Source organism: Pseudoalteromonas sp. SR45-4 (genome assembly GCF_014163535.1).
GTDB lineage: Bacteria > Pseudomonadota > Gammaproteobacteria > Enterobacterales > Alteromonadaceae > Pseudoalteromonas > Pseudoalteromonas nigrifaciens.
Genome location: NZ_JACJDO010000010.1, coordinates 39,636 through 62,178, shown reverse-complemented (window position 1 = coordinate 62,178; position 22,543 = coordinate 39,636). Strand labels below are relative to the sequence as shown.

General features: G+C 38.9%; 20 protein-coding genes. 9 read left to right on the top strand and 11 right to left on the bottom strand.

What is annotated here, in order from left to right; all coding sequences use genetic code 11:
• Nucleotides 1-13: 13 nt before the first annotated feature.
• On the top strand, nt 14-1,285 hold the full coding sequence (locus tag H5058_RS06625) for an amidohydrolase family protein (RefSeq protein ID WP_089369290.1): 1,272 nt from the start codon (nt 14-16) through the stop codon (nt 1,283-1,285).
• Nucleotides 1,286-1,562: 277 nt separating this feature from the next.
• Nucleotides 1,563-3,983, top strand: coding sequence for a TonB-dependent siderophore receptor (locus H5058_RS06620; protein WP_182677369.1), 2,421 nt, complete (start codon nt 1,563-1,565; stop codon nt 3,981-3,983).
• Nucleotides 3,984-4,056: 73 nt separating this feature from the next.
• On the opposite strand, the gene adhP is transcribed toward H5058_RS06620, so the two are convergent.
• Complete coding sequence (gene adhP, locus H5058_RS06615) at nt 4,057-5,067, bottom strand: alcohol dehydrogenase AdhP (protein ID WP_011330135.1); 1,011 nt, start codon at nt 5,065-5,067, stop codon at nt 4,057-4,059.
• A gap of 225 nt (nt 5,068-5,292) precedes the next feature.
• Between adhP and H5058_RS06610 the strand changes: the two genes are divergently transcribed.
• Complete coding sequence (locus tag H5058_RS06610; protein WP_011330134.1) at nt 5,293-5,838, top strand: GbsR/MarR family transcriptional regulator; 546 nt, start codon at nt 5,293-5,295, stop codon at nt 5,836-5,838.
• A 64-nt stretch (nt 5,839-5,902) separates the two neighbouring features.
• On the opposite strand, the gene H5058_RS06605 is transcribed toward H5058_RS06610, so the two are convergent.
• Both H5058_RS06605 and H5058_RS06600 read right to left on the bottom strand, forming a co-directional pair.
• Entirely contained in the window at nt 5,903-6,919 is a 1,017-nt protein-coding gene (locus tag H5058_RS06605) for a lytic transglycosylase domain-containing protein (RefSeq protein ID WP_179806790.1), read from the bottom strand.
• Nucleotides 6,912-7,193 (bottom strand): YcgL domain-containing protein, encoded by a 282-nt coding sequence (locus H5058_RS06600; protein ID WP_179806791.1) that lies wholly within the window; start codon nt 7,191-7,193, stop codon nt 6,912-6,914. The genes H5058_RS06605 and H5058_RS06600 overlap by 8 nt, the downstream gene beginning before the upstream one ends.
• Before the next feature lie 155 nt (nt 7,194-7,348).
• Between H5058_RS06600 and minC the strand changes: the two genes are divergently transcribed.
• Genes minC through minE form a run of 3 tightly spaced genes read left to right on the top strand, consistent with a single transcriptional unit; the run spans nt 7,349 to nt 9,136 of the window.
• On the top strand, nt 7,349-8,053 hold the full coding sequence (gene minC, locus H5058_RS06595; protein ID WP_011330131.1) for a septum site-determining protein MinC: 705 nt from the start codon (nt 7,349-7,351) through the stop codon (nt 8,051-8,053).
• Nucleotides 8,054-8,058: 5 nt separating this feature from the next.
• Nucleotides 8,059-8,868, top strand: coding sequence for a septum site-determining protein MinD (gene minD, locus H5058_RS06590; RefSeq protein WP_011330130.1), 810 nt, complete (start codon nt 8,059-8,061; stop codon nt 8,866-8,868).
• Nucleotide 8,869: 1 nt separating this feature from the next.
• Nucleotides 8,870-9,136 carry a cell division topological specificity factor MinE gene (minE, locus tag H5058_RS06585; protein WP_024604840.1) on the top strand — a complete coding sequence of 89 codons (267 nt, stop codon included), beginning with the start codon at nt 8,870-8,872 and terminating at the stop codon, nt 9,134-9,136.
• A gap of 219 nt (nt 9,137-9,355) precedes the next feature.
• Here the strand turns inward: minE and kch are convergent, their stop codons facing one another.
• From kch to H5058_RS06565, 4 genes are all read right to left on the bottom strand, one after another.
• Nucleotides 9,356-10,531 (bottom strand): voltage-gated potassium channel protein, encoded by a 1,176-nt coding sequence (kch, locus tag H5058_RS06580; RefSeq protein ID WP_011330128.1) that lies wholly within the window; start codon nt 10,529-10,531, stop codon nt 9,356-9,358.
• 188 nt (nt 10,532-10,719) lie between these two features.
• Complete coding sequence (rnd, locus tag H5058_RS06575) at nt 10,720-11,850, bottom strand: ribonuclease D (protein ID WP_011330127.1); 1,131 nt, start codon at nt 11,848-11,850, stop codon at nt 10,720-10,722.
• 51 nt (nt 11,851-11,901) lie between these two features.
• On the bottom strand, nt 11,902-13,554 hold the full coding sequence (fadD, locus tag H5058_RS06570; RefSeq protein WP_089369289.1) for a long-chain-fatty-acid--CoA ligase FadD: 1,653 nt from the start codon (nt 13,552-13,554) through the stop codon (nt 11,902-11,904).
• Nucleotides 13,555-13,668: 114 nt separating this feature from the next.
• Nucleotides 13,669-14,520, bottom strand: a complete 852-nt coding sequence (locus H5058_RS06565; protein ID WP_179806856.1) for an alpha/beta hydrolase — start codon at nt 14,518-14,520, stop codon at nt 13,669-13,671.
• A 328-nt stretch (nt 14,521-14,848) separates the two neighbouring features.
• Here H5058_RS06565 and H5058_RS06560 point away from each other — a divergent pair, with 328 nt between their 5' ends.
• Entirely contained in the window at nt 14,849-16,138 is a 1,290-nt protein-coding gene (locus H5058_RS06560) for an alkaline phosphatase (protein ID WP_179806857.1), read from the top strand.
• A gap of 92 nt (nt 16,139-16,230) precedes the next feature.
• Here H5058_RS06560 and H5058_RS06555 read toward each other — a convergent pair whose 3' ends face one another.
• The 3 genes from H5058_RS06555 to H5058_RS06545 all read right to left on the bottom strand — a co-directional run bounded on the left by H5058_RS06555 (nt 16,231) and on the right by H5058_RS06545 (nt 19,267).
• A complete protein-coding gene (locus H5058_RS06555; RefSeq protein WP_086993466.1) occupies nt 16,231-16,560 on the bottom strand; it encodes a hypothetical protein in 330 nt (109 codons plus the stop codon).
• A gap of 76 nt (nt 16,561-16,636) precedes the next feature.
• The gene (gene tsaB / locus H5058_RS06550) at nt 16,637-17,341 is read right to left on the bottom strand and encodes a tRNA (adenosine(37)-N6)-threonylcarbamoyltransferase complex dimerization subunit type 1 TsaB (protein ID WP_179806858.1); all 705 of its coding nucleotides are present in this window, start codon (nt 17,339-17,341) and stop codon (nt 16,637-16,639) included.
• Nucleotides 17,342-17,350: 9 nt separating this feature from the next.
• Nucleotides 17,351-19,267, bottom strand: a complete 1,917-nt coding sequence (locus H5058_RS06545) for an ATP-dependent DNA helicase (protein WP_179806859.1) — start codon at nt 19,265-19,267, stop codon at nt 17,351-17,353.
• A 334-nt stretch (nt 19,268-19,601) separates the two neighbouring features.
• Here H5058_RS06545 and H5058_RS06540 point away from each other — a divergent pair, with 334 nt between their 5' ends.
• Complete coding sequence (locus H5058_RS06540; RefSeq protein WP_182677367.1) at nt 19,602-20,897, top strand: sodium:proton antiporter; 1,296 nt, start codon at nt 19,602-19,604, stop codon at nt 20,895-20,897.
• A 108-nt stretch (nt 20,898-21,005) separates the two neighbouring features.
• On the opposite strand, the gene H5058_RS06535 is transcribed toward H5058_RS06540, so the two are convergent.
• Nucleotides 21,006-21,242 carry a hypothetical protein gene (locus tag H5058_RS06535; RefSeq protein ID WP_011330119.1) on the bottom strand — a complete coding sequence of 79 codons (237 nt, stop codon included), beginning with the start codon at nt 21,240-21,242 and terminating at the stop codon, nt 21,006-21,008.
• Between the two features lie 397 nt (nt 21,243-21,639).
• Here H5058_RS06535 and hisG point away from each other — a divergent pair, with 397 nt between their 5' ends.
• Nucleotides 21,640-22,539, top strand: coding sequence for an ATP phosphoribosyltransferase (hisG, locus tag H5058_RS06530; RefSeq protein ID WP_011330118.1), 900 nt, complete (start codon nt 21,640-21,642; stop codon nt 22,537-22,539).
• Nucleotides 22,540-22,543: the final 4 nt, after the last annotated feature.

Below are 22,543 nucleotides of genomic sequence, written 5' to 3'. Positions count from 1 at the left end.
AAGACCCCCTAATATGAAAAAACAACTACTGTCTGCTTCTATCGCACTTTTATGTTTAAACAGTATGAATGCCTATGCTGTTACTTATGTATCTGCTAAGGCAATGCTTGATGTTCAAAGTGGTAAGTTAATACAGTCGCCCCTAGTTACCATAGATAATGGCGTGATCACCGCAATTGATAGCAATAAAACGCCTAAGCTTAATAAAGGGGATGAACATATTAAGCTGCCTGAACTGACACTTATGCCAGGATTAATGGACATGCACGTGCATTTAACCAGCGATCCAACGGTACCTCGCAGTGAGCGTGTAGGACAATCGATACCGCGTATGGCTGTAAAAGCAGCATACTTTGCGAAAAAAACCCTAGAAGCTGGGTTTACTACTGTGCGTAACGTGGGCGCAGAAGGTTACAGCGTAATTGCAGTACGCGATGGAATTAATGCAGGCGATATAATTGGCCCTCGTATTTGGGCAGCAGGCCCCTCTTTAGGTATTACCGGCGGCCATTGTGATAACAACCGTTTGCCACCTGAGCTTAAATATACCTCGCAAGGCGTTGCCGATGGTCCATGGGCGGTACGCGTTAAAGTGCGCGAAAATATTAAATACGGAGCCAACGCCATTAAATTTTGTGCCACAGGGGGAGTATTTTCAAAAGGAACTAAATTGGGTGCACAGCAGTACTCGTTTGAAGAAATGAAAGCCATTGTAGATGAAGCGCACCTTCGCGACTTACCAGTAGCCGCGCATGCTCATGGTACAGATGGTATAAAAACCGCAATTAAAGCCGGTGTTGATAGCGTAGAGCATGCCAGTTATTTAGATGACGAGGCAATTAAATTAGCTAAAGATCATGGTACTTGGCTTTCAATGGATATTTACAATACCGAATATACATTGAGTTTTGGCGAACAAAATGGCGTAGATGAGGAAAACCTAGATAAAGAACGCCAAGTATCTAAAGTACAGCGTGATAGCTTTAAACGTGCAGTGAACGCCGGCGTAAACATGGTATTTGGCACCGATGCTGCTATTTACCCGCATGGCGATAATGCTAAACAGTTTTCTCGCATGGTTGAGTTTGGTATGACTGAACTGCAAGCAATTCAAGCATCTACTGTAAATAGCGCAAAGCTATTAAAAATGGATAAGCAGTTAGGCCAACTTAAAACCGGCTTTGCAGCCGATATTATTGCAGTAAAAGGCAATCCGCTTAAAAATATTGCAACACTTGAGCACATTCCTTTTGTAATGAAGGCAGGGGTAGTTTACAAAAATTAGTAACTCTTTTTAGATAGCTCTACATAAGGCCCGCTTTTAATTTATAGCGGGCCTTTATTTTAAGTCTAAACAATTTATAGCTGAAACTTTGGCCAACTTAGGCTGAAAAAGCTAATCGTACATTTAAAAAGCATAAGTTACGCTTACCAATTTCAACACGATTAAAAAAACAGCAAACAGATTGTTATTAAAGTTTTTTTTTGAACTTTTTATTTATTTTAATAACGATAACCATTATCATTCACGCAACTTGTTAAATACGAATACTTACCATTATATGCATAACTTTAAATATTCTTTACTTACCCTTGCTTGTTTAAATGCACAATTAGCCTTTGCCGATGACATAAAAGTTGAAGACAACATAGAGCGCATTAGCGTTTACGAAAAACAAAACCGTGTTGTTATGAGTTCCGGCCTAGCTACTAAGTCAAATATGTCGTTAATGGAAACCCCAGCTCCTGTGGTTATTATTGACCGTGAACTTATAGAATCACAAGGGGTTAAAAGCCTGCAAGACTTAGTACGCAACGTAAGTGGTTTAACTCAAGCCGGCAATAACTACGGTATTGGCGATAATTTAGTTATTCGCGGTTTAGATGCCAATTACACCTACGACGGTATGTATGGCGGTGCGGGGCTAGGTAATACCTTTAACCCGACTCGTTCGCTTACTAATGTTGAATCGGTTGAAGTACTAAAAGGCCCTGCTACTGGTTTATATGGCATTGGTAGCGCTGGTGGCGTAATAAACCTTATTGAAAAAAAGCCTGAGTTTAACGAAAAACATAAAGTGGGCGTAGAGCTTGGCCAGTGGGATAGCTATGCAGTTTCGATTGATAGCACCAATGCTATAACCGATAATTTAGCCTACAGAGTCATGGCTAAAACGGCTTCCAGTGCCGGTTTTCGTGACTTAAAAGAAGATCGCGACGAAATTTATACCTCGCTTAAATATGTATTCGATAACAAACAAAATATTATGCTCTCCGCGGCCTACATTAAAGATGCCATTGCAGTGGATTCAATTGGTCACCCTATTCGTATTTACGATGCAAACTCGGTAAATGGACTAACCTCTGATCAAGTAACCGGTGCTGACTTAGTAAATGATCCGTCTGGCAATGGCTTGCAATTATCTGAAGCGCAACGCATTGAGCTTGCAAATTCATTATCGTCTTCCGATGGTTTAACGCCTTACAGCTTTGGTACTAATGGTATTATTTCACCTATGGCTAAAGATAACGAAGGTGAGGAGCTGCGTTTTAAATTAACCCACAACTACTTTATTACCGATGATTTGTTTTTGAATCAACAATTGCAGTATCGTAATTACACCTCAAGCTTTGCTCGTCAAACCGGGGCTTATAATTACGTGTATTCAACCCGCAGTGGAGTAATAAATCAAGATCCGCGCGCGCCACTAGTTGAAGACGGTGTACTTTACCCGTTTGCAGCACGCCGCCAAGAGTATCGCCAAGTGGAGGCCGACGAGAAGTCGTGGCAGTACTTTGCCGATTTGCGTTACGACTTTTCAGTAGCCGATATAGACAACGAGTTATTAGTAAACGCTAATTATGAAGATAGAGATATTGGCTTTAAACAGTACTCTATTTATGATGCCGATAAAGTGATCAACGATAGCGACGGTAACTTACTTTACCAAGGCACACTGCCCTACATTTACGATATACGAGAGCCTAACTGGCCAACCGGTAACTTTGCCGATTACGACCCACTTAAAACCAGCGACTATAATAAAAAAGTACAAGCTTGGGGGTTAGGTATTCAACATGTAAGCTATATTAATGAAGCCCTTACTACACGTATTGGGGTTGCCTATAACCGCATTAAACAAAGTTACGAGCATTTAGGTGTAGATGAGCGCTACAGTTCAAGCCGTGCAAACCCAACACCTGAGGCAAATACATCAGACAGTGGTTTAACCTATAATTTAGGTGCGACTTATCAGCCAACTGAAGATTTTTCGATATTTATTAATCATTCTAAAGGGCGTACAGCCTACAGTGTTTTAGGCTCTGTAAGTGGTAATGAAGCCGACAGAGAAGATTCTGAATCGTTAAGTAACGATTTAGGATTTCGCTTTAAGGCCTTTGACGATCAGTTATTAGCATCTATTGTGGTATTTGAAAGCGCACGAACTAATTTAGAGTATGCTAATCCTCTTTATGAAGCGGGTGTATCTGCAGAGGGGGTAGTTGAAAGCTTTTATAATGGTAAAGAAGAAACCAAAGGTGTGGAGCTTGATTTAAACGCTTACTTAAACGATAAATGGAAAATAAACGTCAACGGCGTATACCAAGATGCACGTGATCAAAGTAATCCTAATAGCAGCAGTTTCGATACTCGCCAAAAAGGCGTGCCCTATGTAACTGCCAGCACTTGGGTAACTTACTACGCAAACATGTTTAATTTACCAGAGGCGGTAAATATTAGCGGCGGTATTACTTTTGTAGATAACCGCAGCACTAACTCTAGCTCGTTTTCGATTCCGGATGGTTATGTACCTAGCTATACAATTTATGACACTGCTATTTCGTACACAACTGATAAATGGCATATGCAGCTAAATCTTAATAATTTATTTAATAAGCGTTATTACTCTAAAGCCATGTTTTTAGGCGGTATGCCTGGGCAAGAGCGCAATGCTAAATTGAGCTTTAGCTACACACTTTAACTAGGATTTGTCACTAAAATAATAAAAGGCGTACATACTTAATATGTACGCCTTTTATTGCCTTTTTTAACCGTTAAATAGTAACAACTATACGGCCGTTAATTTCGCCTTTGAGCATATCATCAAAAATTTCGTTAATATCCTCTAAGCGTTTTTCTTCAATAATTGCTTTTACTTTACCTTGTGCTGCAAATTCTAAGCACTCTTGTAAATCTTTTCGAGTACCTACAATAGAGCCCACAACTGACACACCATTTAATACTGTGTCAAAAATAGGTAATGGCATATCCTCTGGCGGTAAACCAACTAACACACACTTACCACCACGACGTACACTTTTATAAGCTTGCTCAAAACCAGGCTTTGAAACTGCAGTACATACAACTGCATGCGCGCCGCCTACTTGTTCAAAAATGGCTTCGCTTGGAACCACTTCTTTAAAGTCGAGGGTAATATCTGCGCCAAGCTCTTTGGCCAGCGCGAGTTTTTCTTTGCCGGTATCAACCGCTATAACATTAAATCCCATTGCTTTAGCATACTGTACAGCTAAGTGCCCAAGGCCGCCCACTCCCACAATAGCCACCCATTGCCCGGGTTTAGCTCCCGATACTTTAAGTGCTTTATACGTGGTTACTCCAGCGCAAAATAATGGCGCGGCTTCTGAAAAGCCAAGCCCTTCGGGTATTTTTACCACGTAGTCACCGTGTGCTAAACAATATTCGGCGTAACTACCATCTATAGAGTAGCCGGTATTATGCTGTGACAAACACAGGGTTTCTCTGCCATCTAAGCAAAACTCACAATGCCCACAGGCACTGTAAAGCCAAGGCACACCTACGCGATCGCCTACTTCTAGGTGTTTAATATTGCTACCGACCTTTTCAATTACACCTACGCCTTCGTGACCTGGCACTAAAGGCATTTTAGGCGCAACAGGCCAATCGCCATGACATGCATGTAAATCTGTATGACACACCCCACAGGCCGCTATTTTTACCAATACATCATTTATGCCAACCTCTGGGATAGGCATGTCTATTATTTGTAATTTACCTTTAAATTCATTATTAATTGCAGCTTTCATAATCATTCCATCGTTTAAGTAATACCTATAAAATAAGTATTAATGTGTATTAAAAATAAACTTCATTGCTTTATACCCGTTACAACTTAAACCAATATAGCTGAGTGATTATTAATCTAAATTAAACTTTAGTCTGACAGTAATTACTTAACTCGCTGTAAAATCTTGCCATACTCAATAAGCGTGCTAGCATTAGTTTCTGAAATTACTAAAAATTAAGAAGCTATGAGTTTATCCGACAAAAATTTTTCCTTTGTAATGCACTGTGGTGAAATGGGTAGCCGCTGGGGATTCAATCGTACTATTGGACAAATGTGTGGCTTATTGATTATTACTAAAAATCCGATGACCGCGAACCAAATTGCAGAATCCCTCAGTATTTCACGCGGCAATGTTAGTATGGGCATTAAAGAGCTGCAATCGTGGCAGCTCATTAAAGTACAACATATTCCTGGCGACAGAAAAGAATATTATGCCCCTGCGGGTGATATTTGGGATATGGCTAACCGGGTGTTCGAAGAACGTAAAAAACGCGAAGTAGAGCCTACTCTAAGCTTACTGCGCGATAATCTATTAGATACTGCAAGCAACGAAGATGAACTTTACGCACAAAAACAAATGGGCGAAATTCATAACCTGCTTGAAACAGTGACTAAATGGTCATCTGAATTACAGCGTTTAACCCCTGAGCAGCTTAATAAGCTAATGAAGTTAGGATCTGGCATCGGTAAGGTAATTGATTTAAAAGATAAAATATTTAAAAAAGAGTAAGTAAAACCCAAAATTCAAAAAAGCCGCAATTGCGGCTTTTTTTTAGATACTTATTTAATCTGTATTATATTTTTGGATAGCCAATTCTGTCTGACAAATAACCTACACTGGTAGCAAAGTAATACGAGCGATTCCAGTGCATAAATACTTTATAGTTATCGTAGGCTAAGTACATACGACCATTTATATCATCTGGCATTACCAACGCTGCTCGTACATCTACATTTGGCAGATCACTACCATCTGCACGGCGTACACCTAGTGCTTGCCATTCGGCTAATGAGCGCTCTGAATCATTCCAAAATTCTAACCATTGTTTACGCGTTTTAGTACCGCGCACTAGCACGTATTTACTATCAAAGTTTTCTGGTAACTTAACCTGACGACCCCATGTAAGCGAGTCGTTCCAGCCTTCTTGCTTTAAGTAATTAGCAATAGAGGCGAATGCATCTTCTTTGGTAGTCCAAATATCTTTGCGACCATCGTTATTATAGTCAACCGCGTAAGCGTTAAATGAGGTAGGCATAAATTGCGTTTGCCCCATAGCACCTGCCCAAGAGCCTTTAAACTTATCAAGGGTAATGTGCCCTGACTTTAAAATATCAAGCGCAGCCCAAAGCTGTTTTTTATACATGGTTTCGCGACGACCATCGAATGCGAGCGTAACGAGCGATGAAATTACATTATGGCCACCTTGTATAGCACCAAAGTTACTTTCAAGGCCCCAAATTGCCACAATAAAGCGCGCTTGCACGCCAAAGTCTTTAGCTACTTTTTCTAGCACGTCTTGGTTTTCGGCGTATAATTTACGGGCGCGATCAATTTTCCATTGCGGTACGCGTTTAGGTAAATAGGTTTCGAGCGTTTCTTTAACTTCTGGCTGATTTTTATCTGCAGATACTATTTTTTCTTTATAGCTTGCACCAGCAAATGCTTGATCAATAAGCTGGCTGTCGTAACCCTTTGCAATTGCTTCTTGCTTTAAAGCGTCTAAATATGTTTGAAATTCAGCTTGGGTTTTTGCCATTACAGATGTGCTTAAACATACTCCACATAAAATTATGGCTAATTTTTTAATCATTCTCGGCTCCGTTTTCTTTTCGCAATTGGCTTAACAGATTCTCTTGCGGAGGCGGTATTTGTAAATAATACCCTTTTTCTGTCAATGCTGCTTTTACGGTTTCTAAATCAGCTGTACCTAACACCTCACGTTTTGCTAGGTTTATCAGCATCACATATTTAGGTTGACCAAACATAGCCATTAAAGGTTCCGGAACTTTAGTAAAATCATCTCTTTTTTCAACAAATAAGAAGCTATCCGCTTTTTTCTTACTTTTATATACCGCAGTGAGCATTATGGCCCTATAAATTCTTGCTTAACAATGATTCACACTATAACATGAGAGCAATAATAAGTTAGAAAAATTAGATTGAAAATTTCAATAAAGGCCTTATTCAGCCTGAGTTTATCTAAATTTAATCTCTGATCAGATAATTCAATTGAGCGTGTATGTCAGAACAAATTTTTGAGCTAAAAGGGAATCTTTTTACGTTATCAGTTTTACATCTTTATAGTACTGATATAAATCTTTTAGCAGAGCAACTGTATATAAAAATAGCCCAAGCACCCAAGTTTTTTGAAGGTGCGCCTATTGTTGTTAACTTAATTGAGATAAAAAATAACTCTCTCGATTTTGTCCATTTAAAGTCATTACTTGAGCGCATGAGCTTTAATGCCGTTGGTGTATGTAATGGCTCAGACGAGCAACATACGCAAGCCAAAGCTGCTGGCCTATCGGTATTAAATTATTCACAAGACGTTAAGAGTGAATCTGTTAAAAAAGAACCCAATACATCTATTGTTGAAAAAACAGTGCACTTGCCTGCACAAATAATTAATGGCACGGTACGCTCTGGTCAGCAAGTTTATGCAAAAGATCGCGATTTAGTGGTACTAGGTGCTGTAAGCCATGGCGCAGAAGTTATTGCTGATGGCAACGTACATATATACGGAACCCTGCGTGGCAGAGCAATCGCTGGCGCAAAAGGGTTTAAAAACGCACATATATTTTGTAATCGCTTAGAAGCAGAACTTGTTTCTATTAATGGCAATTACTGGATCAGTGATTCACTGCAAGGTGAACACTGGGGTAGCGCTGTGCAGATACAACAAAAAAATGAATCATTAGAAATTTCAGCTTTGGTTAAAGGATAAATCTCATGGCAAAAGTTATTGTCGTTACCTCGGGTAAAGGTGGCGTTGGTAAAACAACGTCAAGTGCCGCAATTGGTACAGGCTTAGCATTAAAAGGCTACAAAACAGTTATTATCGATTTCGATATTGGCTTACGTAATTTAGATTTAATTATGGGTTGTGAACGTCGTGTAGTGTACGACTTTGTAAACGTAATTAATGGTGAAGCAAATTTAAATCAAGCACTTATTAAAGATAAGCGCGTTGATAAACTATTTTTACTCCCTGCATCACAAACTCGTGATAAAGACGCCCTAACACGTGAAGGTGTTGAGCGCGTGCTTAACGAATTAAAAGAAGACTTTGATTACATTGTTTGTGATTCACCAGCGGGTATTGAAGCTGGCGCTATGATGGCTATGTACTTTGCCGATGAAGCAATTGTAACAACAAACCCTGAAGTATCGTCAGTGCGAGATTCAGACCGTATTTTAGGTATTTTACACAGTAAGTCTAAGCGCGCTGAAGAAGGCTTAGAAAACATAAAAGAACATCTATTAATTACTCGCTACAATCCAGATCGTGTTTCTAAAGGTGAAATGTTATCGGTTGAAGATATTCAGGATATTTTAGCGATTGATTTATTAGGCGTTATTCCTGAGTCTCAAGCAGTATTAAGCGCATCTAACTCTGGCCAACCTGTTATTTTAGACAGCGAATCTGATGCAGGCCAAGCTTATGCAGATGCGATTAGCCGCTTACTAGGTGAGACTGTCGACTTTCGCTTCTTAGATGTAGAAAAAAAAGGTTTATTCAAACGGATATTTGGAGGTTAACGTGTCTTTACTTGACTACTTCCGCTCAGAAAAGAAAAACAGTGCGTCATTAGCAAAAGAGCGATTGCAGATCATAGTCGCGCACGAACGTTCTCAACGAGGAACGCCGGATTACTTGCCACAATTAAAACAAGATATTTTAGATGTGATCCGTAAATACGTTAACGTGAGCAGTGACGCAGTCCAAGTTCAATTTGATCAGAACGAAGATGACTTAGCCGTACTTGAGCTAAACGTAACCTTGCCTGACGAAGAGCCAAAAGTATAAGGCAGTAATTAAGCATTAAATTACTGCTCGCAAAAAAGCCGTTCATTAAAGTGAACGGCTTTTTTATTTTTAACGACTTTATTTTATAGCTTTACCATAAAATGGAAATAAGAGAGTCATTTAAGCTTTTTTATTTCAACTTAATGTTGAACCAGTTTAGCTAACACTTAGGGTTATTATAATAAATAGTTAAACATTGGCCTGAGTAATTAGCCGAGCTTATTCTGCATCACCAAAGAACAACTTAGTGATTAGCTTATTATCAATAGTCTCCCCCTTTAGGGTTCTCACTAACAATTCACTGCCGAGTAATTGCAATGAAAATACTACGTCAGGTTTTACGCGCTTAATTTGCGGAATATGTTTACTTGAATTAACCAAAGCAATTGTTTTGGTGTCCTCGCCAGCAACTTCTTTAGCCGCTAAAATACTAAACGCATTTTCAGCATCATCATTACGTAACGCTAAAATATAATTTGCCTTTTTAGCGCCCGCTTCTATTAAGATATCTGCTGAGCTTGAGTCGCCATAAACAATGTCTGCATCTACCGGGTATTCGTGTTCAGACCCTGTTGGGCACACTAAAGTAACTGCATCGCCACGCTCTACCAAACCGGCATAAACACTGTGTGCGGTGGGTGAAATACCTAAAATAATAAAATGATTTTTTCTCATTACGTTCGAAATCCTACCTTTAACAATTTTTTTAAGATTACCACCAATCACAGGGCCTATAATAGCACTGATCGAAGTAGCAAAAACGGTAATACCCATAACAATAATTGATGCGGTAAATAGTCGCGCCGTAGACGTTACAGGGTAAAGATCGCCATAGCCTACCGTCGACATGCTCACAATAGAAAAGTAAAATGCAGTGGGTAAATCGGTAATAGGGGTACTAAACTCGCTGCCTAAATACAAAGTGCCAAACACAGCATAAAGCATTAATGCACCTGTACTCGTTAGAGCAAACAAACTACCTGCGGTAATACTAGAGCCATCAAAGCTTTTCCAGTATACGAGTAATAACATGCTCACAACCATAGTGTAAGACAATAATATTAGCCCAGAGCTTGACGATGAAATACTAATAACCGCGACCACTATTAATAGTATCAGTGAAAAAGCCCACGCTAAACGTGCTTTTAAAGCTAAGCCAACCGACATTATTATTAAGCCTGCACCTAAAATAAAGCGCGGTAGTTCTGTTATTCCTATTTTATCAATTAAATTTAACCAATCGAGCGACCAGTTTAATACACCCGGTAGCATTTCGAGCATACGTGCAACAACAGGTTTAATTAGCCAGTAACCATTAAAAGCAACCAAAATAGCTAATATCCAAGCTGGTTTACATAGTTCTAATAGTTTACGTTTTATTGTTTCAACTTTCATAAAAAGCACTTTAATAACAGTGGCATATAAAAAATACCACTAAATGAATAGCAAATAAATTAATAAAGCTATTATAACTGCCTCCCAATAATAGGTGCACTTATAATAGTTTAGTATTTATACCTGTTAGCTCAATACACTATTAAGTAAGTTATCTATGTAAGCTAACCTTAGATACTTAAATACGATCAAACATCCCATTCTTTTAGCGTATCTTTTACAAAAGAATAGCGCCAAGAACTAAGCAAATCTGGTTTAATATGCTGCTCTTTTTGTGCTGCAGATAATTTCCAATTCCAACTAATTAGTTGATTAACCTGCTTTTTAGAAGCCATTACATCCTCTGGAATATTATGTTCTTTGGCAACTTTATTAATTTTTTGTTTTATCTCTTTCGCTACTTTTTTGTAACTAGGAAAGTCTATTAAACGCTTTAAAATTGCTGGGTGTTGCTCCTCAGGCAATGCTTTTGCTTGCTCAATACACTTTAGTATTTCGACTCCCGAGCGGTTCACTTCTATCGCCTCAACGCCCGGAATTTGCCTTAATGCATTTAAACTTGCTGGCCCTCGTTTAGCAATTTCTGTCATATTATGTTCTTTTAATACAAAGTTAAGTGCTAAATTTTTACGAATTGCTTTATTTCGACGCCAAACAGCCAGCTCTCTTAATATTGCAAGTTCATGTGGCCTTAGTTGCCACGCATTTTTAATGTCTTTATAGAGCAGTTCATCTGGGGTTTGAAATTCACGCTTATTAGCCACTAACTCACTTTCGCTAATAACAATATTAAATAAATCGGCGGCTTTTACACTGTCAATAATAAGATTAAAACAGGGTAATAAATGATAGGCATCGGCAGCAGCGTACTCTAATTGTTTATTTGTTAATGGCCGTTGCAACCAATTTGTACGTGATTCACTTTTATCTATTTCAATATCCAGTAAGGTTTTTACCATAAGGGCAAAGCCCATGCAGTTTCCTTCGCCTAAAATTTGCAGTGCAAATTGAGTATCGAATAATGGTGTAGGAACAAACCCAGCGTACTTTTGAAAAACTTCTATGTCTTCTGAAGGAGAGTGAAATACTTTTAAAACAGCAGGATCTTTTAAAATTTGCCAAAAATCGAATAATGACAGTTCTGCCAGTGGATCTATAAGTGCTAAATGCTCGCCATCATAAACTTGAATAAGTGCAACTTCTGGGTACAAAGTACGGCGACGCATAAACTCTGTGTCTATGGCTAAAACGGGCTTGTTTTTAATTTGCTCAACAAAAGTATTAAGCTGATTTTGGGTTTCAATTAATTGGTAGTGCACTTAGTCTCCTACAATAAAAAAGCCGACATATGTCGGCTTTTTTAATGGTTGCTAATCTTTCAAGGCTCTTCTGAGTATTTTACCTACGTTAGTTTTAGGTAACTCATCCCTAAACTCAACAAGCTTAGGCACCTTATAATTAGTTAAATTATCACGACAGTGTTTTATTATATCTTTTTCAGTTAAAGAAGGGTCTTTTTTTACAACAAAAACTTTAACTTGTTCACCACTCGTATCGTGAGGGATACCAATAGCTGCTACTTCAAGCACTCCGTCGTGCATGGCAACAACTTCTTCAATTTCGTTAGGGAATACATTAAAGCCCGAGACAATAATCATATCTTTTTTACGATCGACTATATAAAAGAAACCTTCGTCGTCATAAGTGGCTATGTCACCGGTAGCAAACCAGCCATCTTGTAAGCTCTCAGCGGTTGCATCTGGGCGTTTGTAGTAACCAAGCATAACTTGCGGGCCTTTAACCCAAAGCTCTCCTGGTTCACCTTTTGCTGCTTCTTGGCCATTATCAAGAATTAATTTGATTTCGGTACTTGGAGCCGGTAAACCAATTGAGCCATTATATGCCGTTAAGTCATAAGGACTAACGGTAACTAAAGGAGAACACTCGGTTAAACCATACCCTTCCATTAATTTAGATTTTGTAACTGTTTGCCATTTTTCAGCAACTGGGCGTTGTACAGCCATACCGCCGCCTAATGACATTTTTAAGTGACTAAAATCAAGTTCGGCAAATCCTGGCGTGTTTAACAAACCATTAAATAAAGTATTTACACCCGTAATAGCAGTAAATTTAGCTTTACTTAATTCTTTAATAAAACCAGGCATGTCGCGTGGATTAGTTATAAGTACATTTAATCCACCGTACTTCATAAATGTTAAGCAGTTAGCCGTTAATGCAAAAATATGATAAAGCGGTAACGCAGTTATTACCACTTCTTTACCGCGCTCAAGCACTGGGTCTAAACATCCTGAAACTTGCTCAAGATTACCTACCATATTACCGTGGCTTAACATTGCGCCTTTAGATACACCCGTTGTTCCACCGGTATATTGTAAAAAAGCTAAATCACTTAAGTTAACCTCTGGACGTACATAGGCATTTTCGTCGGCTTTAAGTAAGTCGCAAAAATCAATGGTATTTGGCAAAGTATAGCTTGGCACCATTTTTTTAATGTACTTAACAACAAAGTTTACAACATGCTTTTTAATCCCACCCATCATGTCGCCCACTTGGGTAACAACAATATGTTTAACATCGGTATGCGGTAGCGCTTTTTCGAGTGTATCGGCAAAGTTAGCCAATATAAAAATTGCTGAAGTATCAGAATCTTTTAGTTGGTGCTCAAGTTCACGCACTGTGTAGAGTGGATTTACATTAACAACAACACAGCCGGCACGTAAAATACCTAAAATAGCAATGGGCGTTTGTAACAAGTTAGGCATCATAACTGCCACTTTGTCACATTTTTTAAGGCCTAAATCATTTTGAATATAAGACGCAACTTTTTTAGTTGCAGTATCAATTTCATCATAAGACAAGGTTTTACCCATATTTGTAAATGCGGGTAAATCTTTGTAGTCGGTAAAACTTTTTTCAAACACTTCGAGTAATGAGGCATAGTGCTCAGGATCGATAGTTTCAGGCATACCTTCTGGGTAGCGCTTAAGCCAAATTTTTTCCACTCTTAGCCCCTGTTTATAGTTATATTTTTATTAACCTTAATCTAAGTAAGGCACTTTGACAATTGAGCAAATACTCTAATGAAGAATAGTCCCACATTTAACGCTAATATACAATTAACACACGCTACTTTGCACCATAAATGCTTGAATCTGTTCAAAACAGTGCGCACTACTTTGCATATGACAGTGATGCCCGCCCTCTACAGTTATTACATTTAAGCTATTGTAATATTTAGCATAGTTTTCTAAATTTTGTTTTACAAAAGTGTAGCCTGTATCCCCTAGTATTAACTGACATGGCGCAATTAAATTTTTTATTGCACCAATACATTGCGCCTCATCAAACCTAAAACCTGAATGATTTTTAAGCTTTGGGTCGGTTGTTAATGCAAATCCATTTTTAATTGTTTTAATATTGCGCGCCATTAACACCTCAACAAGCTGGCTACTTAAATCTGTTGTTTGCGCACGTGCTTGGTGTATTTGCTCTTTAGATTGATACACTCTTGGCTTTTTATTTTTTAGCCTGCCTCGGTTTAAAATAGCACTTTTAAGTTTTTGCGTTACTTCTTCACTTGGGGTTGTTACGCACCCAATCCCTTCTATAAATGTTACAGACGTTACATAATCACTAAAACAGCTTGCAAACAACCCCGCCACCATAGCGCCCATAGAGTGCCCTACTAGGTGTACTTTTTTTACCCCTAAAGCATTTATAAACTGATATATATCATCAATATAATCTACAAAATAATAGTGTGTGTCGTCGCTACGCCACGACGACAAACCGTGTCCGGCAAAATCAAGGCAATACCACGTTTGCTGTACTTTGGCATTTGCTAACATAGGGATATAACTTGCACTATTATCAAGCCAACCATGCAGCGCAATTACAACTTCATCTCCACTTCCCGCTTTTAAACCATGAATATTTAAATTATTGATTTGAATATTAAATGGTTCCACAGCATACCCCTATTAATTTTATTAATGATTATTTATAACTGTTAGCTCTAACGTGTTTTAAAAGGTGTTTTTAAATCTATCTTTCAGTAGTTATAGACAATGTAACCTTTAATGATAGGTATTTGCTACCAGCTAATTTAAAACAAAGGAGTAATTATAACTAACTAAGCAAGTAAATTAGTTTATATAATCCTGATTTAATAAAGCTTAAGCGCAATATAACTTTAACACTTTGCTTTAGTCGTTCATCGATATTAATTTATTTTTCATATTAACTGTATACAATAACTCCAAGCTATTAAATTAAGTACATTTAAAAGGTACAAACATGAAAAAACAGCTCAGTTTATTGGCGCTTTTATGCAGCGCAACAGGTGCTTATGCAGATTCGGCACCAAAAAACATTATTTATATGATTGGTGATGGTATGGGCCCAGCTTATACAACTGCTTATCGTTACTTTAAAGACGATCCAAACACAAAGGCAATTGAAAGCACTGTATTCGATACTATGTTAACCGGTATGGCACACACCTACCCAGACGATCATACTTATGTTACCGACAGCGCAGCAAGCGCTACAGCGTTAAGTAGTGGTCATAAAAGCTATAACGGTGCTATTGGCGTAGATACCAATAAAAAGCCCGTTAAAACGATGTTAGAAATTGCAAAAGAGCGCGGTATGACCACTGCACTTGTCGCTACTTTACAAATTAACCACGCCACACCGGCAAGCTTTGCGGCTCATAATGAATCTCGCGGTAACTACGATGAAATTGCTAACGATTACATTGATAATAAAATTGCCGGCAAGCTACCCGTTGATTTAATGCTAGGTGGAGGGACTAAATATTTTATTCGTGAAGACCGTAACTTAATTGAAGAATTTAAAGCCGCTGGTTATCAATACTCCGACGACATTAATAACCTAGGCCAAATTACGCAGCTCCCTGCCATTGGTTTATACGCCGAAAAAGGCCTTCCATACGCAATTGATGAACACCCTACTCGCCTTGCAAGATTAACCACTAAAACACTTGATTTGTTAGATGGCCAAAACAAAAAAGGCTTTTTTGTGATGATTGAAGGCAGCCAAATTGATTGGTGTGGCCATGCTAACGATATAGCCTGTGCTATGGCAGAAATGGACGACTTTGCTAAATCGGTCGAAAAAGCAAAAGCATACGTTGATAAAAACCAAGACACGATTTTAATTGTTACCGCAGATCACTCAACAGGTGGTTTAACACTTGGTGCCCACGGACAATACAAGTGGGATACCGAAATAGTTAAAGGCGTTAAAGCCTCGGCTGGTAAATTAACCTCACTATTAATGGATGCCAGTGATTTAAAAACAGTTTGGTCGGCTAATACTAATATTGAGTTTAGTGCTGAGCACCAAATTAAACTTGAGCAAGCTAAAAAAATGGGTAAAAAGCCTTTAAATTTAGCCATTAAAAGTATTATTAACGATGCCAGTTTTACTGGCTGGACAACTGGTGGCCACACAGCAGTTGATGTACAAGTATTTGCCTATGGTAAAGGTAGCGAGCAATTTACGGGCTCACAAAACAATACTGACATTGCCGATAAGCTAATTGCATTTATAGAAAAATAACGTTATTAAATACAATAAATATGTAACAAACAAAAAGCCCGAGCATCTAATATGTTCGGGCTTTTTATTTTTAAATTTTATGCTTGAGTAATTTAAGCGTAAATGTCTACACCAATTAAATCTTGCACTTCAGCACGTCGTTCTAAATTTGCAAATTCGGTATAAGTGGAAATAGCCTTGCTTACTTGTGCTGAGGGTTGGTCGTAAATAGTTTGATTATATTGTGTATTTGCTGCGCTTGCTTTAAAAAATTGATTGGCTAACTCTACGCCTTCACGACTGTTTTTAACATAATCGGTATTCGTTTTTGGCGCAGCAGTGTGCTCTAACAAACCTTGAGGTTTATTAGTAACTACTTTAGCAGAGCTAACTCTACCCGGAATATCTCCGGTAAAAAAACCTGAACCAATAGGCAGCGTCATTACGCGTCTCCAATCTTAATCTATTTAAAATTATGATTTAAAAACAACCGATTTGCAAATACTCGTTATTTAATTTTCACTCTCGACCTGGAAGCTTTTTCCAAGTAACAGTATCGCGTACATATTTAGGCTGTGCATCGCTTGCTTTTACAACGTTACCCGCTAAAAAGCCTGCCTCTACAAATGCTAGCATGTAGCGTGCATCGGGCAGTGTGATCTCGCTATTAATAGTTACGTTATCAAAATCATTCAACGCATCAGGGTATGTTTTAAACCCTGTACCTACAGCAACCGATTGTGGTGCACTATTGGCTATATAATCTTGATTTAACAACTCAGGTTTAATTACGCATTCTTGATTAGCTAATTGCATTAAGCCATTTTGTGCTTGGTAATGCGCAAAGTAAATCTCTCCCATGCGGGCGTCAATACTAGGATAAACACTTTCATGGCCGTGTTGCTCAAACGCTTGTTGCGCCATAATAGCTAACGTAGATACCCCTACAAGTGGCAATTTAGTTGAATATGCAAGGCCTTGTGCAATAGCTACACTAATACGTACTCCCGTAAAACTACCTGGACCTTGACCAAAGCCAATTACGTCTAAGTCTTTTAATTTACAGTTTGCGCTGGTTAATAGCTGATCTATTAATGGCAGTATTTTTTGACTATGCTGCTGTGGGCATTCTTCAAAATGATGAAATGTTTGCCCCTTAAAATGTAAAACAATTGATAGCGCTTCGGTAGACGCATCAAGGGCAAGAATATTACTTTTGATCATTTTATTACTCTAATTAATTTGTTGTAAAAATTTATTGACATCTTCTAAGCTTCGCGTGCGACGCATTGGCGGTAAGCTCTTTAAAAACACTTGCCCATATTGGCGTGTAACTAGGCGGTTATCGCATATTACAAGTACACCTTTGTCTTTACTGTCGCGTATTAATCGCCCTACTCCTTGCTTAAGCGCAATAACTGCTTGTGGTAATTGTATATGTGCAAAGGGGTCTTTTCCTTGCATTTGACAGTCTTGCATTTTAGCTTGTAGCAAAGGATCATCTGGCGCAGCAAAGGGAAGCTTATCAATAATAACACAGCTTAGCGTACTGCCGCGTACATCAACTCCTTCCCAAAATGAAGCTGTTCCTAATAGCACTGCGTTACCATGGCGAGTAAACTTTTCTAAAATAATACGTTTCGACATTTGTCCTTGCATATAAACTGGGTAGTCTATTTGCGTAGTAAGCCCTTCGGCTACTAAATGCATCATACGGTAACTTGTAAAAAGTACAAAACAGCGCCCTTTAGCCGACTTAATTAATTCTAGGGTTAATTTTACAATTGCGTGGGGCATATTGTCTGCATGCGACTCTGGTAAGTAACGCGGCAAACACAGCAGTGCTTGGTTTGGATAATCAAACGGGCTATCTACCATCATGCTTTGTTTGGGTGTTAATCCAAGGCTAGCGTTAAAGTGGTTAAGCTGATTATCGACCGACAATGTAGCCGAGGTAAATACAAACCCTGCGCCAGTATCGGCCATCATTTTAGCAAATTTAACTGATACATTTAATGGCGTTATATTAATAGTTAAATAACGGCGGGTGGTTTCGTACCAATAGCTAAAACCTGTTTGCGTGATATCGAATACCCGCTCCAACTGGCCTTTGAATGCAAGTGCACGTTCAAACGGGTGCTCTATTTTATCGCTTCTGTCTAAGCAAAGTTTTAATACCTGATAAACAAAGTCTAGGTCGCTAATAACCCGATGCAACGCGGCGCAAATTTGCTTATCGCTGAGCTTGGTGCGCCAATCACCACGGCTGCCATCAACGCCAAACTGCAGACGTAAATCGGCAACACTGGTTTCGAGTTTATTTAAGCTTTTACCTAGCTGCAGCATGTCAGGGATTTCGGCACGATAAATGGCACGTAAATCGTTAATTAAATCCACCAGCTTTTTAGTGCTAACGCTTTCGCCAAAGTAATCACTAGCAATTTCGCTTAATTGGTGTGCTTCGTCAAATATATAAGCATCTGCTGTGGGCATCAGCTCTGCAAAACCACTGTCTTTTACCGCCATATCAGCAAAAAATAAATGATGGTTAATTACCACTATATCGGCATCAGCCGCATTTAAGCGTGCTTTTCTTATATAACAAGCCTGAAAGTCGGGGCATTCTTTGCCTAAACAGTTGTCTGCGGTGGAGTTTACATAAGGTAATACTTTTGCATCGTCTTCTATACCAATACAGTCGGCTAAGTCGCCTGACTGTGTTTCGCTGGCAAACTTAGCCACCATAGCTAATTGGTGCATTACATCAGAATCGTCGGTAGGTACATGAGCCACATGCTGATTAAGTCGATAAGTACATAAGTAGTTTGCTCGGCCTTTTAATAAGGCCGTTTTTTTAGAAGCACTTAACGCTTTTACGAGTTGAGGTAAGTCGCGATGATATAACTGCTCTTGCAGGGCTTTAGAGCCCGTAGATATGATGGTTTTACCTTTTGATTTAAGCGCGGGGGCTAAGTAGGCAAAGGTTTTTCCTGTGCCCGTACCGGCTTCAACTACTAGTTGTGAGCTGTTTTTTAACGCATCAGCAACGGCAACGGCCATATCTATTTGTGGCTGTCGTGGTGTATACCCATCTAAAGATAACGCCAAAGGCCCGGTTGCACTAAACAGCTGTTTGATAATACCAATCACTTTATAATAAATAATAGCGCGATTTTACGTAAGCTAACCACCAAGGGCAAGTAATTACAAAGTAGTTTTACTTTTATGACGCTATTTATAAAATAAAATCTTCATTTTAATTATTCATCCTAAATTACCAAGACACGTTATTACTAACTTAGCTTTAAAGTTATGACAACACTATTAACAATGGCTCATTTACTATTAACCAGTTGCGATAGTAAAGTTAAATTAAACGCCTAATTCGCCTATAAATATTGTGACACTATAATACGACAGGAGTACCATAGCAGCCTTGAAACTCGCTTTTTGTGTGTCGCTTATAATTAATTAAGGTTAATCGATGAATGCTTGGTACCTCATTTGCTTTCTTTCTGCACTTGCTATTTTTATTGCATTTGCAAATCAATATATTCTTAAAATGCAAACCACTATTGCCATTACCACAGGCTCGGTTGTCATTTCATTATTGTTGATCATTGCCGTTAAGCTTTTGGGCGATCAAAACGCGTTAGCTATGACCCAAATTGTCTCAAGTATTAACTTTAATGAGTTACTTCTTAAAGGCATGCTAGGCTTTTTGTTGTTTGCCGGCGCACTGGAAATTAACCTGCAAGCTCTTAAAAAACAACGCTGGGAAATAACCGTTTTAGTCTTGTTTTCTACCTTGGTTTCTACTTTTATAGTTGGCTATTTAAGTTTTTACTTATTTGCAGCCTTTGGCTGGCCAGTGCCTTTTATATACTGTTTATTATTTGGTGCATTAATTAGCCCCACCGACCCAATTGCAGTACTGGCTATCATTAAGCAAATGCGTGCACCTGAGGGTATTTCGGTACAAGTTGAGGGCGAATCGCTTTTTAACGATGGGATTGGTTTAGTTATATTTACCACTATTTTTTCAGTAGCCTTTTATGGTACCGATGCAAACTTTAAAGATATAGCCGAGCTGTTTTTTGTTGATGCCCTTGGTGGTATAGCGTTTGGCTTGGCTATTGCACTGGTTGGCCACTTTTTAATTATTAATAGTCGCGACGTAAATATTCGCTTGCTTATTACTCTCACTATCCCAAGCGCAGGATTTGCAGCGGCTAATTTATGGGAAATATCGGGCGCGCTTGCTATGGTAACCAGCGGTATTTTGTTAGGTAATATTACTCGCTCTAAAGCCACTGAACGCACAGGGCCCGATGATACCCGTTATGTAAAAGACTTTTGGCATGCCACGGACAGCTTTTTAAATGCGCTACTGTTTTTAATTATTGGCATGCTCATAGTGACCATGCCCATTACGCTAAGTGAAATTGGCGTAGGCTTGCTGATGATACCTGCTGTGCTTATAGCCCGTTTTATTAGTGTAGGTGCCCCTTTTGTATTGTTTAAACAATTTAGAAGTTACGACAAGCATAGCGTTAAAATATTAACCTGGGGCGGATTAAGAGGTGGCTTAGCATTAGCCATGGCAGCGGCCATACCCCGTGAAGAAGTTTTTATTGGCTGCTCTGATTTACATAACCTAATTGTAATTGTGACCTATGTAGTAGTGATTTTTTCAATTATTATTCAAGGTTTAACTATTTCACCACTTATTCACAGCAGTATTGCATCTGCAAAGCAAACTAAAAAAACGGCTAATTAAGCTATTACTTTGCTGCGGTTAACTGGTTATATACATGATCAAATAGCACCTACTTTGGGGCGTATTTGATCTGTTTTGTAGCTGCGCTTAATAACGCAGCTTAACAACTTATGCCCATGTATCTAGGTGCGGCGTACCGTCTTCATCTTTTTTAATACCCGAGTTATCGGTGTTTTCGTTGATAAGTGACAGTTTTTGTTTTTTTTCTAACTCACGTTTTTTACGCTCGTCTAATGCGACTTTGTCAGTACTCGCACCTTGTTTTACGCCCGCAATATAAAAAGCCCCTTTAGGCTCGAGCGCTAAACGCGTAATTGGCCCTAAGTAGGGGATCATAATATCCATACATCCTCCTTCAATACCAAAATCAATTTATGGTTTGAGCTTTTAAAGCTTAAGTCAATATACATTAATCCTAGTTTATATCGGCGGTTATAACATATTCTTTAATTATGTAAAAAAAGGCTTGCCATATTATGCTGCTTTATGTTTTTATGATACGCACAAATCGAGATACATAACAACACACGTTAACTATATAAACGTTTGTTAAATAGGACAATAAAATGCGCTTAAACCTGACATCAGTACATCACCACCATTCATCGGAATAACCTGTCAGGTCTTTCGCTGAGAGGTTATTCCTAAAAGGAACCTCTGGCGAGTCATAAAAAATTGATTCATTTTCGCCCTGAGGTTCCGCCTCGGGGTTTTTAGTTTTTAAATTAAAGGAAAATGAAGAATGAACAACAGTAATCGTCTACGTATCGCCATCCAAAAGGGCGGCCGCCTTTCAAAAGATTGCCAAGAGCTACTTAAACAGCTAGGTATCAAACTTAATCTTCGTGAACAACGCTTAATTGCACACTCAACTAATATGCCAATTGATGTATTACGTGTGCGCGATGACGACATTCCAGGCTTAGTAATGGAAGGCGTATGTGATTTAGGCATAGTGGGTGAAAACGTACTAGTAGAAGTGCAAGCTGAGCGTTTGCGCCAAGGTATCCCAAGCGAAGTAACTAAACTGTCTAAACTAGACTTTGGTTACTGCCGCCTAGCACTAGCGTGGCCACAAGAGCTTGGTAAGCAAGACAAGAGCTGGTTTGAAGGCAAGCGCATTGCTACCACCTACCCTGAAATTTTAAAACAGTACTTAAAACGCGAAGGCATTAACGCCAGCACGGTTATGCTTACCGGCTCGGTTGAAGTAGCGCCACGTGCAGGCCTTGCTGATGCAATTTGTGATTTGGTTTCTACTGGCGCAACGCTTGAAGCGAATGGATTAATGCAAGGCGATACTATTTTAGAATCAAACGCTTGTTTAATTCAAAATAAAGACCTACAAGATACCGATAAATTAGCACTTATTAATAAGCTTATGCCGCGCCTACGTGGTGTTAGACAAGCTAAAGAAAGCAAATACATTATGCTACACGCGCCAAAAAATAAGCTTGAAGAAATTTGCGAAATTTTGCCTGGCTCTGGTCAACCTACCCTACTTGCCCTTGCCGGTAGTGATGATTATGTAGCACTGCACATGGTAAGCAGCGAAACTTTATTTTGGGAAACCATGGAGCAGCTAAAAGCCCTAGGTGCTAACTCAATTTTAGTTATGCCTATTGAAAAAATGATGGAGTAAGTAA